Below are 14,313 nucleotides of genomic sequence, written 5' to 3'. Positions count from 1 at the left end.
CATGAAGCACTACCTGCACATCGCGGGCGCCTGCCTGCTGTCGTCTGTGGCCCTGAGCGCTGCACACGCCGCCGTGAGCGCCGAGGAAGCCGCCAAACTCAAAACCGAGCTGACTCCCCTGGGGGCCGAGCGCGCGGGCAACAAGGAGGGCACCATCCCCGCGTGGAGTGGTGGCTACACCACCCCCATCGCGGGGTTCCAGAATGGCGGGCGCCGGGGCGACCCGTTCGCGGGCGAAAAGCCGCTGTACAGCGTCACCGCCGCCAACATGGCCGAACATGCGAGCAAGCTGACCGAAGGCACCCAGGCCCTGCTTAAAAAATACCCCCAGACCTTCCGGGTCGATGTATACAAAACGCACCGCACCGCCGCTGCGCCGCAGTGGGTTTATGACTACACAGCCAAGAATGCCGTGCAGGCCAAGCTCGATGGCGAGAAGGTCACAGGTGCCTACGGTGGCATTCCGTTCCCCATCCCCAAGACCGGCGAGGAGATCATGGCCAACCACGAACTGCACTGGCGCGGCGAGGCCTGGCAGGCCGACTTCCGGGGCTACCTGGGCACGGCCAACGGCCAGCGCGTGCTGTCGGTGGAGGGGCGCGGCGACTTCCAGATGCCCTACTACGCCCAGGGGCAGCACGACAAGTTCACGGGCGAGTACTGGACCATCCGCCTGGTCAACAGCGGCCCACCGGTGCGTGCGGGCGAGGCCATCACGGGCCGGTCGCACCTGGACCAGGACAAGAGCGCATCGTGGGTGTACCTGACGGGGCAGCGCCGTGTGCGCAAGCTGCCCAATGCCTGCTGCGACACGCCCACGCCTGCCACCGCAGGCGTGGCAAGTTTCGACGAAATCGACGTCTTTGCCGGGCGCAACGACCGCTTTGACTGGAAGGTCGTGGGCAAGCAGGAGATGCTGATCCCCTACAACAGCAACCGCCTGCATGCGCCCACCAAGGACAGCGATGTGCTATTGGCCAATCACCTGAACCCCGACCACGTGCGCTGGGAGCTGCACCGCGTGTGGGTGGTGGAGGCCACCCTCAAGCCCGGCCAGCGCCATCAGGCACCCAAGAGCCGCTACTACGTGGACGAAGACACCTGGGTGGCTGTGCTGGGCGACCGCTGGGATGCCAAGGGCCAGCTGTGGAAGACCATCTGGTCCCACCCGGTGGTGATGCCTGACCTTCCTGCCACCACGCCGCAGCAGCAGTGGGGCTTCAACGATCTGATCTCTGGTGCCTGGTATGCCAGCGGCGTGGTCAACGAGCGCAACCAGCACTACAAGATCGTGCCGCGTCGCCCGGACAGCTTCTTCTCGCCCGATGCCATGGCGGGTGAGGGTGTCCGCTGAGCGGGACGGAACCATGCGTATTGCGATCTATGTAGCTGCAGCCATCGCTGCGGCGGGGGCGGGCTGCGCCTTCGCACAGGTGGGGGATGCACTCCAGCGCCCTGCACTGAGCGTGAAGGCACCTCAGCGCGCCGTGCTGCTGGCAGCTGCCGCTGCAGGGCAGCGGCTGGTGGCGGTGGGCGAGCGCGGAGTGGTCGCGCTGTCCGACGACCGGGGCGTGACCTGGCAACAGGCGGCCTGCCCGGTCAGTGTGAGCCTGACGATGGTACGTTTTGCGGACGAGCGCCACGGTGTAGCCGTGGGCCATGGCGGCACGGTGCTGACCACGTCCGATGCCGGCGCCAGCTGGGCGCTGCGGCTGGACGGGCGGCGCCTGGCCGCGCTGGCCAAGGCGGCCGCTACCACGCCCCAGGCGCTGCAGGACGCAGAGCGCCTGGTGGCCGATGGCCCGGACAAGCCTTTCATGGATGTGGTGGTGTGGGACGCCCAGCGCATGCTGGCGGTGGGCGCCTATGGCTTGGCCTTCTACACCGCCGATGGCGGACAGACCTGGGCGCCCTGGATGGGCAGGTTGCCCAATCCCAAGGCCCTGCACTGGTATGTGGCGCGGCGCCAGGGCAATACCCTGCTGCTGGCGGGGGAGCAGGGGCTGCTTGCCCGCTCCAGCGACGGCGGCGATACGTTTGAGGCATTGCCATCGCCTTACAAGGGCAGCTGGTTTGCGGGCGATCTGAACGCCAACGGGCGTGTGGTCCTGGCGGGCCTGCGGGGCAACGCCTGGCGCTCGGACGACGCGGGCAACACCTGGTCGCAGCTAGCATCGCCCACCCAGAGCACGATCACCGCGGCTGCCGACGATGGCAAGGGCGGACTGTGGTTTGCCACACAGGCGGGCGCAGTGCTGCGCCAGCAGGGCGAGGCACTGGTGCCCCTGAACGCGGCACCCGTACCCGTGCCGTCCGCGCTGCTGCCGCAGCGCGAGGGCCCCTTGCTCGCACTGGGCGTAGCCGGTGTAGTGCCTGTGGTGGCACAGAAGGCACGGCCATGAGCGTGCCCTCCTTCGATACCCGCTCGGGCTCGTTGATCGAGCGCGCGCTGTTCAACCACCGAGCCGTAGTCGTGTTGCTGTGCGCCCTGGTCACAGCCCTGCTGGGTTGGCAGGCCACGCGGCTTCAGCTCAATGCCAGCTTTGAAAAGACCATTCCCACGAGCCACCCCTACATCCAGAATTTTCTGGCCTACCAGTCGGAACTCAGTGGCCTGGGCAATGCGGTGCGCGTGGCCGTTGCCCGCCCCCAGGGCAACATCTATGACGCGCAGTACCTGGACACCTTGCGCCGCCTGTCCGATGAGGTCTTCTTGCTGCCGGGTGTGGACCGTGCGCGGATGAAGTCGCTGTGGACCCCCACCACGCGCTGGGTGGGTGTCACCGAAGACGGCCTGGAAGGTGGGCCGGTCATTCCCGATGGTTTTGATGGATCGTCAGCCAAGCTGCAGCAACTCGCGGCGAACGTGGCGCGCTCCGGAGAGATCGGCCAGACGGTAGCGCGCGATGCCGCATCGACCGTGATCTTTGTGCCCCTGCTGGCCAAGGATGCTCAGGGCCAGTCGCTCGACTACGCCCTGCTGTCGCGGCAGCTGGAGACGCTGCGCGGCAAGTACGAGGCCGAAGGCGTGGCTATCCAGATCACTGGCTTTGCCAAAATCGTGGGCGACCTGATTGATGGCGTGCGGGCCGTGCTGGTGTTCTTTGCCATGGCGGTAGCCATCGCCACGGCCATGGTGTTCTGGTACACGCGCTGCATCCGTTCCACGCTGCTGGTGGTGCTGGCGTCGCTGGTGGCCGTGGTGTGGCAGCTGGGCCTGCTGCCTTTGCTGGGGTATGCACTCGACCCGTATTCCATCCTGGTGCCGTTTTTGGTGTTTGCCATCGGCATGAGCCATGGTGCGCAAAAGATGAACGGCATCATGCAGGACGTGGGACGGGGCGTGGACAAGCTGGTGGCTGCGCGCTTCACATTCCGGCGCCTGTTCCTGGCGGGCTTGACGGCCCTGCTGGCAGACGCAGTTGGGTTTGCCGTGCTGCTGGTCATCGACATCCAGGTCATCCGCGAACTGGCGATTGCCGCGTCGATTGGCGTGGCGGTGCTGATCTTCACCAACCTGATCCTGTTGCCCATTTTGTTGAGCTACACCGGCGTCAGTGCGGTGGCTGCCGAGCGCAGCCTGCGCGCCGAACAGGCCGATGCGGCGGGCTCAGCCAAACACCCGCTGTGGGCTCTGCTCGACCGCTTCACCCAGCGGCCCTGGGCCACGGTGGCCGTGGCCGCCGGGCTGGTCATGGGGGCGGGGGGCTTTCTTGTCAGCACGCAGCTCAAGATTGGCGACCTGGACCCGGGGGCGCCCGAGTTGCGCGCAGACAGCCGCTACAACCGCGATGTGGGATTCATGAACGCAGCCTACGGCGCGGGCAGTGACGTGCTGGCGGTGATGGTCAAGACGCCTGAGGGTCAGTGCTCCCACTTCGATGCGCTGAACAAGGTCGATGCGCTCGAATGGGAGCTGCGCCAGATCGACGGCGTGGAGAGCACCAACTCGCTCTCTCTGCTCAACCGCCGGGTGCTGTCGAGCCTCAACGAAGGCAACCCACGGTGGTACGAGTTCTTGCCCAACCAGGACATGCTCAACACCGTGACGGCCAGCGCACCCCGTGGGCTCTACAACGATGCCTGTGGGTTGTTGACGGTGTACGTCTATCTGCGCGACCACAAGGCCGACACCCTGGCGCGCGTCGTGGGCCACATCGAGGCCTTTGCCCAGCGCAACAACACGGCAGACACCCAGTTTCTGCTGGCCGCCGGGTCTGCGGGCATTGAGGCGGCCACCAACATCGTGGTCAAGGACGCGTGGCGAACCATGCTGCTCATGGTGTACGGGGCGGTGGTCGTGCTGTGTTTTGTGACCTTCCGCTCGTGGAAGGCGGTGGTGGTGGCCGTGCTGCCGCTGGTGGTCACGTCCTTCCTGGCCGAAGCGTTGATGGTGGCGTTGGGCATGGGCGTAAAGGTCGCCACGCTGCCGGTGATTGCGCTGGGCGTGGGCATCGGCGTGGACTACGCGCTCTACATCCTGTCCATCACGCTGTCGCAACTGCGCGAAGGCAAGAGCCTGTCGGAGGCGTACTACCGCGCCCTGCTGTTCACCGGCAAGGTCGTGATGCTGACGGGCGTCACGCTGGCTGTGGGCGTGATCACCTGGGTGGCGAGCCCGATCAAGTTCCAGGCCGACATGGGCTTGCTGCTGGCGTTCATGTTCCTCTGGAACATGCTGGGGGCGCTGGTGTTGTTGCCCGCACTGGCCCACTTTTTACTGAAGCCTGCGACGCCCATCGCCAACGTCCGCGCGACTGGGCGCGGTGTGCACGGGGTGCCGCAGGGCGCTCATTGACTGACAACGAGGACGAACCATGACCACGACCCACACGATGTGCGTTGCTGCCGGTATGTTGCTGGCATGCGTCAGCGCACAGGCCCAGCCCAGCCCCCAACCGGCCGCAGTGCTGGATCGCTACATCGCCGCAGTGCACGCGGGTGACATGGCCGCCGTGCGCGCGCTCATCGCGCCGGATGTGGAGCGATCGGACTTTCCCGGCTGCACTCCGGCCATGGACAACCCCAGTTGCCTGGCGCACTACGTCGACGCCACGGTGGTTCGGCCGCAGGCCCGTTTGTCTGTGCTGAGCACCGAGGTGGATGGGGACCGGGTGTCTGCACTGCTGGAGGTGCGCAGCGAGCTGTATCGCCGCGCCGGTGTGGAACGCATCGTGGGCCGCGACGTGCTCCGTGTGACCGATGGGCAGATCCGGTCTTTCCGCTTTGTCCCTGACTATTCCGACGCGCCCACGGCCGTCTTTTTTGGCACGCTGGGCATTGGCCCGCGTGCCTCCCAAGCCCCCGCAAAGTGATCCTATGTTCAAGTACTTCCCCACCAACTACGTCTGGAACCTCTCCGTCAATCTGGCCATCGAGATGGGCGCGCGCATCGGCGAGATCGAGCAGATGTGCGCCCCCCTGCAGGAGGCCGCCAAGGCGCCCGACGCTGCCGGCACCGCGGCCTTCCGCGAGACCTGGGTGAGCATGGCCGACCGGCTCTGCGAACTGGCCGCCGAAGACGAGGCCAAGGGCCGCCTTTTGTCGGCCGGCGAAAAGTACCGCCGCGCCTCGGGCTACCTGATCACCGCCGAGCGGCTCCAGGCGCACAACGCGCCGGGCCGTCTGGCCATCTACCAGAGCGCGCTGGCGCTGTTCCTCCAGGGCTCGCGCCTGATGGGCGACCGCGTGCAGCGTGTGGAGATTCCCTACGAAGGCAAACACCTTTCGGCCCTGTACTACCCCGCCGACGGCCTCCAGCCCGGCGAGCGCGCACCGCTGTGCGTGCAGCTGAACGGCCTGGATTCGAGCAAGGAGATGAAGGTGCTCGTGGGCCTGCCGGCCTGGCTGGCCAAGCGCGGCGTGTCTTCCCTGGTGGTGGATCAGCCCGGCACGGGCGAGGCACTGCGCCTGCAGGGCTTGACCGCACGCTACGACGCCGAACACTGGGCCAGCCGCGTGGTGGATTGGCTGGAGCAGCACCCCGACGTGGACCCGAAGCGCATCGGCTGCGAGGGTGTCTCGCTGGGCGGCTACTACTGTCCCCGCGTGGTGGCCATGGAGCCGCGTTTTGCCTGCGGCGTGGCCTGGGGCGCCAACCACGACTGGCGCGATGTGCAAAAGCGCCGGTTGGAGAAGGAAGGCGACTTCCCCGTGCCGCACTACTGGGCTCACGTGTGCTGGGTCTGGGGGGCCAAGGACGTGGACGACTTCATGCGCATCGCGGAAAACGTGCACCTCGATGGCGTGGTCGAGAAGATCAAGGTGCCTTTCCTGGTCACGCACGGCGAGCGCGACTCGCAGATCCCGCTCAAGTGGGCGCACCGCACCTATGAGCAGCTGGTCAACAGCCCCCTGCGCGAACTCAAGGTGTTCACCGACCGCGAGGGTGGATCGCAGCACGCCAGCTTTGACAACAGCATCAATGCCGGCCACTACATCGCCGACTGGGTGGCCCAGACCCTGGGTGGTCATACCGCCTGAGAGCCCCGCACCTGCCCTGACAACCTCTACCACCAAGGATCAACAGATGAACATCATCGGACCCGACGCGCTCGTTTTTGGCGTGGACGACGTCGCTGCCTGCGCCCAGTACCTCACCGACTACGGACTCACTCCCGTGGGCGTCACCGCTGCTGGTGGGCGCTTTGAAGCGCTGGACGGCACATGCGTGGAGATCCGCTCCCAGGGCGATCCTTCCCTGCCACCCGCGCTGGGCACTGCCAGCATGTTGCGCGAAACGGTCTACGGGGTCGCAGATGCGGCCACGCTCGACGCCATCGAAGCCGAGCTGGCGCGCGACCGCGACGTAGTACGCCAGGGCGGCGTGCTGCGCACCACCGATGACTTGGGCTTTGCCCTCGCTTTCCAGGTCACGGTGCGCAAGCCGCTGGCATTGCCTGCCGAGGCCGTGAACGCGCCCGGTGCCGTCCCGCAGCGTGGGCCCAACGCCCTGGGCCTGTCGCCCGACATGGCGGCGCGGCCCCGTTCGCTGTCGCATGTGGTGTATTTCGTGCCCGACGCGGCCAAGGCCGAGGCGTTCTATGCCCGACTGGGCTTTGTGTGCACCGATCGCTTCAAGGGTGTGGGGCCGTTCTTGCGCCCTGCGGGCACGCAAGACCATCACACCTTGTTCATGATCCAGACACCGCCGTTCATGAAGGGCTGCGAACACTTCACCTTCCACATGGGTGGCCCTACCGATGTGTTGCTGGCCGGCACCCGCTTTGTCGAGAAGGGCTACCAGAGCTTCTGGGGGCCGGGGCGCCACAAGTTTGGCAGCAACTGGTTCTGGTACTTCAACTCGCCCCTGGGCTGCCACGTGGAGTACGACGCCGACATGGACCAGCATGACGACACCTGGGCCGCGCGCGAGGTGCCGATGAGTGCCGATGCTTCGCAGCTCTTCCTCTTTCAACACCGCGAGAAGTGGGCGCCTTCGGGCCCGCCACCTGCGGGTGCACCGCACTGAGAGCCGACCATGAAGCTCTGCCACTGGAACGATCTGCCCGATGGCGAGTCGCGGGGCTTTGACCCCGCAGGCCGTGGGCAGGACACGGTGCTCATCGTGCGCCAGGGCGAGCGGCTGTACGCCTATGCCGATCTGTGCCCCCACCTGGACACCCCCATGGCATGGCGCAAGGACAAGTACCTGAATGCGGTGGGTGATCGCATCGTCTGCGCGGCCCACGGCGCGCTGTTTGACATCACCAATGGGCTGTGTACCTTGGGCCCGTGCCTGGGCGACGCCTTGGTGCCCGTGCCATTGAAAGTACAAGCGAACGGCGAGATCCATATCGCCCCTACCAATCACAAGGAGACAAACCCATGAGCCTTTCTCACCAACGGATTTTGATCATCGGCGGGGGCTTTTCCGGCATGGCAGCCGCCATCGAACTGCGCAAGCTGGGTGCGCAGGTGGACTTGGTAGAGATCGACCCTGGCTGGCGCAGCTACGGTGCGGGCATCAGCCTGGGGGGCGCCACGCTGCGGGCGTTTCGGCGCCTGGGAATTCTCGAAGCGTTTCTGGCGCAGGGCAACGCCTCGGACGGCGTGAACCTGCACCTGCCCCACGGCCCTCTGGTGGCCACCTTGCCCACGCCCCGCATTGCGGGGGACGATATCCCGGGCGGTGGCGCCATCATGCGCCCGGTGCTGGCCCGCATCCTGGCTGAGGCCACCCGCGCGGCGGGCGCCAACGTCCGCCTGGGCTGCACCTTCTCTGCCATTGAGCAAGAGGCCAACGGCGTGCAGGTCACCTTCACCGATGGACAGCGCCAGCGCTATGAACTCTTGATCGGTGCCGATGGCCTGTACTCCAAGGTTCGTGAGACGGTGTTTGAAAACGCACCCCAGCCGCGCTACAGCGGCCAGGCCGTGTGGCGCGCCGTCCTGCCCAGGCCGCCAGAGATCGAGACCGCCACGATGTGGATGGGCCCGAAGATCAAACCTGGCGTGAACCCTGTCTCCAAGACCGAGATGTACCTCTTCGTCACCGAGCCGCGCCCTACCAACGACCATGTTGATCCGGCCACCTTTGCGGACCGTTTGCGCGCATTGCTCGACGGGTTTTCCGCCCCCACGCTGCAGTCCATCCGCAGCCAGATCGGACCGGATTCACAGATTGTGTTTCGCCCGCTCGAAGGCCTGCTCATGCCACGCCCGTGGTCGCGCGGCCGGGTGGTGCTAATTGGTGACACGGTGCACGCTACCACGCCGCATCTGGCGTCCGGGGCCTGCATCGGGATCGAGGACGCCTTGGTGCTGGCCGATGAACTGGCGCAGGCGGGCGATGTACCGACCGCGTTGTCGGCCTTTGAAGCCCGGCGCTGGGAGCGCTGCCGCATGGTGGTCGAAAACTCCGCCCGGCTGGGTGAGATCGAGATCGAAGGCGGCGACAAGGAGGAGCACTCGCGCATCATGCGCGAGTCCCTCATGGCGTTGTCCCAACCCATCTGAGGCGAGGTGCGCATGATCACAACCCAATCGCTGCGGGGCCGGGTGGCCCTGATGGTGGGCCACTGCGCAGGCATGGTGGATCTGGTGGCCTTGCCCGTCTGGGTGGGCACGCTGATATCGGTGTGCCGGTTCGACCCGCAGCAGGCCGGCTTGCTGGCTACGCTGTTTTTGGCTGGAGCGGTGGCCGCCAGCTTGGTGTTGGCGCCGTTCTTTCAGTTGTTGCGCGGGCGCACCGTGGCGACCTGCGGCTTTGCCGGCGCGGCCGTGGCGTTTGCCGTGGCGTCCACCACCACCCAGTTCGCCTTGTTGGCGCTGCTGCATGCGGGGGCAGGTATTGCTGCGGGCACGGCCCTGAGTGTTACCCATGGCACCATTGCCCGCAGCCCCAACCCCCACCGCATGTTCGCCCTGGTGGGCATGGCACTGGGGGTATTTGCCATCGCGTTCCTGGGGGGCACCCCCGTGCTGGTGGCCAAGCTGGGTGGACCCGCGTTGTTCCAGGTCTTTGCCGGCGTCATGGCAGTGGGCGCGGTGGTGGCGGCTCTGGCGTTTCCCGAGGCCGACAGCGTAGGCGGCGCGGCCACTTCGCGGGCTCCGGCTGCGCCTCTGCCCGCTGCGGTCTGGTGGGGCGTGCTGGGCATCGCGGCGCTCGGGCTGGTGCAGTCCATGACCTTCAGTTTTCTGGAGCGCGTGGGCAGTGACCGGGGCTACGGACTTCAGGCCGTCACCGGCGTGCTGATTGCCCTGGGCGTCGTCAACCTCTTTCCCGCAGCGTTGGCCGCTGTGCTGGAAAAGCGCTGGGCTGCCCGCAGCGTGCTGCTGGCGGGGCCTGCGCTGCAGGCCTTGCTGGTGGTGGTGATCATGAACTCGCCCGTGTTTGCGCCCTATGCCGCAGCCGCTGCCGTGTTTGCGGCCGTGATGATCTTCACGCACACCTTCGCCTTTGGCGTGCTGGCGCGTCTGGACCCCAGCGGCCGTGCCTTGGCCGCCACCCCCGCCATGCTCATGTTCGGCGCGGCCATTGGGCCCATCCTCGGCGGCACCTTGGTCAAGGCCTGGGGCTATGGCAGCCTGGGGGTGGCAGCCGTGGTGATCGACGCGGTGGCGGTCTATGCATTTGCACGCATCCACCGTGCCCCTCACAAAGCGAAGCCTTTGCCCGGGGTGGCGTGACAACGTTTGCCTTCTCTATTCCATGCCCCGCTGAACGCTCCCGTTTCGGTCGCGTTCAGCGCCAACTCCTGTGCCCGTATGACCAAACCCCAACGCCGCTTCGTGGACCTGTCCATTTACCTCGAAAACGACGTGCTCTCCGACCCGCCGCCCCTGGCGCCCAAGATCACCTACCAGAAACACGCCGATACGTTGCCCGAGTTCATGACCATGATCCCCGGCACCCAGCCTGAGGACTACCCCGATGGCGAAGCAGCAGCGGCCGAGTGGGTGACGCTGACCACGCACAACGGTACCCACCTGGATGCGCCGTGGCACTTCCACTCCACGCAGGACGCGAAGAACGGCGGAGCCCGCCCCTCCATCACGATTGACGAAGTGCCGCTGGAATGGTGCTTTCAGCCGGGTGTGAAGCTGGACTTTCGCCACCTGCCCGATGGCTACGTCGCCACCGCCGCCGATGTGCAGGCCGAGCTGGCCCGCATCGGCCACACGCTGCAGCCGCTCGACATCGTGGTGGTCAACACCCGCGCTGGGTCGCGCTACGGGCACAAGGACTACCTGGGCGCGGGGTGTGGCATGGGCTACGAAGCGACGATGTACCTGCTGGAGCGTGGTGTGCGCCTCACGGGCACCGACGCCTGGAGCTGGGATGCGCCGTTTTCCTACACCGCCCAGCGCGTGGCCGAGACGGGCAACAAGGCCCTGATCTGGGAGGGCCACAAGGCAGGCCGCGACATCGGCTACTGCCATCTTGAGAAGTTGCACAACCTGGAGGCGCTGCCGGCCACGGGGTTCACGATCAGCTGCTTCCCCCACAAGATCCGCGGTGCCTCGGCAGGCTGGACGCGCGCGGTCGCCATTTTTGAAGACTGAGGAGTCCATTCATGGGTTTTCCATCCATACACCGCGTGGTCACGGGCCACAACACTCAAGGCCGGGCCGTGGTCGCCAGCCAGGGGCCGCTGCCCACCGTGGTCGAGATTGCGGCCATTCCCGGTACGGTGTTCCATGAGGTCTGGAGCACATTGCAATCGCCCGCCGTCGTGGACAACGGCCCGGACCCTACGCTAGGTCCGCTGGTGCTGCCGCCCCCGCAGGGTGGCACGCTCATCCGGTTCGTGGACATTCCGCCCGATACTCCCGAGTTCCTCGCACGGGGTGCCGAGCGCATGCATGACGCCTTCAGCCAGATTGGCGATGCGGCCGCCTCCACGGTGAAAACCGACTCCCCCCACCCGCTGATGCACCGTACCGAATCGGTGGACTACGGCGTGGTGATTGAAGGCGAACTGACGCTTGTGCTGGACGAAGGCGAAGTGCCACTGCGCCCCGGCAGCGTGGTGGTGCAGCGGGGTACCAACCACGCATGGGCCAACCGTTCGGGCGCGCCGTGCCGCATGCTGTTTGTGCTGGTGGACGGGCGCTTTGATGCGTCAGTGGCCGCACCTGCCAAGGAGCAGCCATGAGCACGCGCCGTCAATGGCTGGGCGCTGCAGTGTCCGCAGCGGTGGTCCCCCGGGCGTGGGCGCAGGCCCCGTATCCCGCGCGCCCTTTGAGCTGGGTGGTACCTTACCCGGCCGGGGGCTTTGGCGACGCGATGTCGCGCCTGCTGGTGCAGAAGCTGGGAGAGCGCATGCAGCAAGCCGTGGTCGTGGAAAACAAGCCCGGCGGTGCCGCGCAACTGGCGGCGCAGTACGTCAAGCAGCAACCCGCCGATGGCCACACCTTGCTGTACGCAGACATCGGCCCGCTGGCCATGTACCCGGCGCTGTATGCCAAACTGAGCTTCAGCCCCCTCAAGGACTTTGCGCCCCTGACGCGGTTGTTCAAGTCGCCACTGGTCGTGGTCGTGCCAGCGGGCAGCCCGTTCCAGTCCCTGGCCGACTTGCTGCGCGCGGCGGCTGCAGGCGATGGCCTCAACTACGGCTCATATGGGCAGGGCAGTCAGCCGCATGTGTGGACCGAACAACTGCGCATCAAGACACGCTCGCGCATGACCCATGTGCCCTATCAGGGCGCAGCGCCCGCGCTGCAGGACCTGATGGCCGGGCGCCTGGACTTCATGTGCGATGTTGTGGCTTCGAGCCTGCCACTGGTGCGCGAAGGCAAGCTGCGCGCGCTGGTCAGCGTGGGCAGCGAGCAGCGCCTGCAGGTGCTCCCCCAGGTGCCCACCCTGACCGAGGCCGGGCATGCGGACCTCGATATTCCGGGCTGGAATGGTGTCATGGTGCGGGCTGGTACCCCGGCGTCCGTGGTCGATGTGCTTCACAAGGCGGTGGTGACCGCGCTGGAGTCTCCCGAAGTGCTGGGCCGCTACCGGCCGCTTGGCCTGGAGCCTGCACCACTCACGCCAGCTGCATTCGGCGAGTTCATCCAGGGCGAATCGCAGCGGTGGGGTTTGGCCATTCGCCAAGCTGGGATCAAGGTCGAATGAGCCTCTTTGACCTGCAGGGCCGCACCGCCCTGGTCACGGGGGCCACCCAGGGCCTGGGTCTGGCGATTGCGCGCACCCTGGCCGAGCAGGGCGCCCGGGTGGTGGTCTCCGACCGCGATGCACTCGCCTGCGAGCAGGTGGCTGCATCGTTGCGGAATGCCATCGGTGTTGCGGCCGATATGGCGGTGCCCACAGCGATCGCCGCGCTGGTGGAGCGCGCCGGACCGCTGGACATCCTCGTGTGCAACGCCGGTATCCAGGGGCCCGCCGGCCCGCTGGCCGATGCCAGCGACGCCGACTGGCATCAGGTGTTTGACATCAACCTGCGGGCCGCAGCGCGGCTGTGTGCGCTGGTGCTGCCCGGCATGGCGGCACGGGGCGGTGGCAGTGCCGTGCTCATCTCCAGCATTGCAGGCCTGCGCGGCAACCGTTCGATTGGCCTGTACGGTTTGACCAAGGCTGCGCTGGCCCAGCTTGCGCGCAACCTGGCTGTGGAGTGGGGCCCTGCGGGTGTGCGGGTCAACGCCGTGTCACCCGGCCTCATCCGCACGCCGTTGGCCGAGCAGCTCATGGCCGATGAAGCCTTCATGGCCAGGCGCATCCAGGCCACCCCGCTGCGGCGCGCAGGAGAACCCGAGGAAGTGGCCGGCGTGGTCGCCATGCTGGCCAGCCCCGCCGGGGCCTTTGTGACCGGACACAACCTGGTGGTCGATGGCGGCACCACCATCAGCGATGGGAGTTGAAACCATGCACCGCATGTTGAACCGAAGAACCCTGGTGGTGAGTGCCTTGGCGTTCCCGCTGAGCACGTGGGCTGCCACCTGGCCCACACGGCCGTTGCGCATCGTCCTGCCGTTCGCAGCCGGAGGCAGCTCTGACCTGGTGGCACGCCTGCTGGCCGACAAGCTGGGCCAGGCCCTGGGCAGCCCAGTGGTGGTGGAGTCGCGTGCAGGGGCCAACGGCATCATTGCCTCGGAGGCTGTAGCGCGAAGCACAGACGGGCACTCCCTGTTGTGGATCAGCGCAGCCCACGCCATCAATGCCAGCCTTTACCCCCGGCTGCCTTACGACAGCCAGCGCGACTTTGCCCCTGTGGCCCTGGTGGCCAGCCCCGGGCCGATGGTGATTGCGGTGCCTGCGGCCCTGCCGGTGCGCAGCTTGTCGGACCTGATCGCACTGGCCCGGCGGCAGCCCGGGCAGGTCAGCTACGCATCGGCCGGGGTCGGCAACGTGCTGCACCTGGCGGGCGAGATGCTGGCGCAGCAGGCCGGAGTGCAGCTGCTGCATGTGCCTTACAAGGGCGCTGCGCCTGCCCTCAACGACCTGGCGGCTGGGCAAGTCAATCTGATGTTCAACAGCGCCCTGGCCGCGGCCCCGATGGTCAAGGACGGGCGCGTCCGCCTGCTGGCGCAGACCGGCGCACAGCGCTCGCCTGCCTTGCCCGCCGATCTGCCCACGGTGGCCGAGACGCTGGGCCTGACGGGCTTTCAGGTGACAGGCTGGTTTGGCTTGTTGGCACCTGCTGCCATGCCGGCCGACCTTGTGGGCCGGCTCAACGCGGAATGCGTTCGCATCCTGGCCCTGCCAGAGCTGCGCGAAAAACTGGCCTTGCTGGGCAGTGCTGATACACCCACCCAAAGCGCGCGCGAATTTGGCGCATTTCTGGCAGCAGAGACAGACCGTTATGCCCGCGTCATCCGGGCGGCGGGGCTGCGTCTTGAAACACCTTCTTCCTGATTCTTCCT

At 66.8% G+C, this 14,313-nt stretch carries 14 protein-coding genes; all 14 read left to right on the top strand.

Going from position 1 to position 14,313, the window contains the following annotated elements; genetic code table 11:
• Nucleotide 1 precedes the first annotated feature (1 nt).
• The 14 genes from AC2YJX_RS21615 (at nucleotide 2) to AC2YJX_RS21550 (ending at nucleotide 14,305) form a co-directional block, all read left to right on the top strand.
• Entirely contained in the window at nucleotides 2-1,354 is a 1,353-nt protein-coding gene (locus AC2YJX_RS21615; protein ID WP_487257241.1) for a DUF1329 domain-containing protein, read from the top strand.
• A 13-nt stretch (nucleotides 1,355-1,367) separates the two neighbouring features.
• The gene (locus tag AC2YJX_RS21610) at nucleotides 1,368-2,402 is read left to right on the top strand and encodes a WD40/YVTN/BNR-like repeat-containing protein (protein WP_487257240.1); all 1,035 of its coding nucleotides are present in this window, start codon (nucleotides 1,368-1,370) and stop codon (nucleotides 2,400-2,402) included.
• The gene (locus AC2YJX_RS21605; RefSeq protein ID WP_487257239.1) at nucleotides 2,399-4,798 is read left to right on the top strand and encodes an efflux RND transporter permease subunit; all 2,400 of its coding nucleotides are present in this window, start codon (nucleotides 2,399-2,401) and stop codon (nucleotides 4,796-4,798) included. Before AC2YJX_RS21610 ends, AC2YJX_RS21605 begins: the two co-directional genes overlap by 4 nt.
• Nucleotides 4,799-4,817: 19 nt before the next feature.
• The gene (locus AC2YJX_RS21600) at nucleotides 4,818-5,315 is read left to right on the top strand and encodes a nuclear transport factor 2 family protein (RefSeq protein WP_487257238.1); all 498 of its coding nucleotides are present in this window, start codon (nucleotides 4,818-4,820) and stop codon (nucleotides 5,313-5,315) included.
• A 4-nt stretch (nucleotides 5,316-5,319) separates the two neighbouring features.
• Nucleotides 5,320-6,483: an alpha/beta hydrolase family protein gene (locus tag AC2YJX_RS21595; RefSeq protein WP_487257237.1), complete on the top strand. Its 1,164-nt coding sequence runs from the start codon at nucleotides 5,320-5,322 to the stop codon at nucleotides 6,481-6,483.
• A gap of 46 nt (nucleotides 6,484-6,529) precedes the next feature.
• Entirely contained in the window at nucleotides 6,530-7,471 is a 942-nt protein-coding gene (locus tag AC2YJX_RS21590) for a VOC family protein (protein ID WP_487257236.1), read from the top strand.
• A gap of 9 nt (nucleotides 7,472-7,480) precedes the next feature.
• Nucleotides 7,481-7,831, top strand: a complete 351-nt coding sequence (locus tag AC2YJX_RS21585) for a Rieske (2Fe-2S) protein (protein WP_487257235.1) — start codon at nucleotides 7,481-7,483, stop codon at nucleotides 7,829-7,831.
• The gene (locus AC2YJX_RS21580) at nucleotides 7,828-8,958 is read left to right on the top strand and encodes an FAD-dependent oxidoreductase (RefSeq protein ID WP_487257234.1); all 1,131 of its coding nucleotides are present in this window, start codon (nucleotides 7,828-7,830) and stop codon (nucleotides 8,956-8,958) included. Before AC2YJX_RS21585 ends, AC2YJX_RS21580 begins: the two co-directional genes overlap by 4 nt.
• A 12-nt stretch (nucleotides 8,959-8,970) precedes the next feature.
• Nucleotides 8,971-10,131 carry an MFS transporter gene (locus AC2YJX_RS21575; protein ID WP_487257233.1) on the top strand — a complete coding sequence of 387 codons (1,161 nt, stop codon included), beginning with the start codon at nucleotides 8,971-8,973 and terminating at the stop codon, nucleotides 10,129-10,131.
• Nucleotides 10,132-10,209: 78 nt separating this feature from the next.
• A complete protein-coding gene (locus tag AC2YJX_RS21570) occupies nucleotides 10,210-11,007 on the top strand; it encodes a cyclase family protein (protein ID WP_431150921.1) in 798 nt (265 codons plus the stop codon).
• Nucleotides 11,008-11,018: 11 nt separating this feature from the next.
• The gene (locus AC2YJX_RS21565) at nucleotides 11,019-11,600 is read left to right on the top strand and encodes a cupin domain-containing protein (protein WP_487257232.1); all 582 of its coding nucleotides are present in this window, start codon (nucleotides 11,019-11,021) and stop codon (nucleotides 11,598-11,600) included.
• Nucleotides 11,597-12,568 carry a Bug family tripartite tricarboxylate transporter substrate binding protein gene (locus tag AC2YJX_RS21560; protein WP_487257231.1) on the top strand — a complete coding sequence of 324 codons (972 nt, stop codon included), beginning with the start codon at nucleotides 11,597-11,599 and terminating at the stop codon, nucleotides 12,566-12,568. Before AC2YJX_RS21565 ends, AC2YJX_RS21560 begins: the two co-directional genes overlap by 4 nt.
• On the top strand, nucleotides 12,565-13,311 hold the full coding sequence (locus AC2YJX_RS21555) for an SDR family NAD(P)-dependent oxidoreductase (protein ID WP_487257230.1): 747 nt from the start codon (nucleotides 12,565-12,567) through the stop codon (nucleotides 13,309-13,311). The genes AC2YJX_RS21560 and AC2YJX_RS21555 overlap by 4 nt, the downstream gene beginning before the upstream one ends.
• A gap of 4 nt (nucleotides 13,312-13,315) precedes the next feature.
• Nucleotides 13,316-14,305, top strand: coding sequence for a tripartite tricarboxylate transporter substrate binding protein (locus AC2YJX_RS21550; protein WP_487257229.1), 990 nt, complete (start codon nucleotides 13,316-13,318; stop codon nucleotides 14,303-14,305).
• Nucleotides 14,306-14,313: the final 8 nt, after the last annotated feature.

The sequence above is a fragment of the Acidovorax sp. SRI_002 genome (assembly GCF_057586455.1).
The sequence above is the reverse complement of the archived record's forward strand: the minus strand, read 5'-3'. Positions and strand labels throughout refer to the sequence as shown.

Bases quoted from the DNA above. Each gene is read 5' to 3' on its own strand.
- AC2YJX_RS21565 (WP_487257232.1), top strand. From the start codon at position 11,019: ATGGGTTTTCCATCCATACACCGCGTGGTCACGGGCCACAACACTCAA.
- AC2YJX_RS21550 (WP_487257229.1), top strand. From the start codon at position 13,316: ATGCACCGCATGTTGAACCGAAGAACCCTGGTGGTGAGTGCCTTGGCG.
- AC2YJX_RS21615 (WP_487257241.1), top strand. From the start codon at position 2: ATGAAGCACTACCTGCACATCGCGGGCGCCTGCCTGCTGTCGTCTGTG.
- AC2YJX_RS21600 (WP_487257238.1), top strand. From the start codon at position 4,818: ATGACCACGACCCACACGATGTGCGTTGCTGCCGGTATGTTGCTGGCA.
- AC2YJX_RS21555 (WP_487257230.1), top strand. From the start codon at position 12,565: ATGAGCCTCTTTGACCTGCAGGGCCGCACCGCCCTGGTCACGGGGGCC.
- AC2YJX_RS21605 (WP_487257239.1), top strand. From the start codon at position 2,399: ATGAGCGTGCCCTCCTTCGATACCCGCTCGGGCTCGTTGATCGAGCGC.
- AC2YJX_RS21560 (WP_487257231.1), top strand. From the start codon at position 11,597: ATGAGCACGCGCCGTCAATGGCTGGGCGCTGCAGTGTCCGCAGCGGTG.
- AC2YJX_RS21595 (WP_487257237.1), top strand. From the start codon at position 5,320: ATGTTCAAGTACTTCCCCACCAACTACGTCTGGAACCTCTCCGTCAAT.
- AC2YJX_RS21590 (WP_487257236.1), top strand. From the start codon at position 6,530: ATGAACATCATCGGACCCGACGCGCTCGTTTTTGGCGTGGACGACGTC.
- AC2YJX_RS21585 (WP_487257235.1), top strand. From the start codon at position 7,481: ATGAAGCTCTGCCACTGGAACGATCTGCCCGATGGCGAGTCGCGGGGC.
- AC2YJX_RS21575 (WP_487257233.1), top strand. From the start codon at position 8,971: ATGATCACAACCCAATCGCTGCGGGGCCGGGTGGCCCTGATGGTGGGC.
- AC2YJX_RS21610 (WP_487257240.1), top strand. From the start codon at position 1,368: ATGCGTATTGCGATCTATGTAGCTGCAGCCATCGCTGCGGCGGGGGCG.
- AC2YJX_RS21580 (WP_487257234.1), top strand. From the start codon at position 7,828: ATGAGCCTTTCTCACCAACGGATTTTGATCATCGGCGGGGGCTTTTCC.
- AC2YJX_RS21570 (WP_431150921.1), top strand. From the start codon at position 10,210: ATGACCAAACCCCAACGCCGCTTCGTGGACCTGTCCATTTACCTCGAA.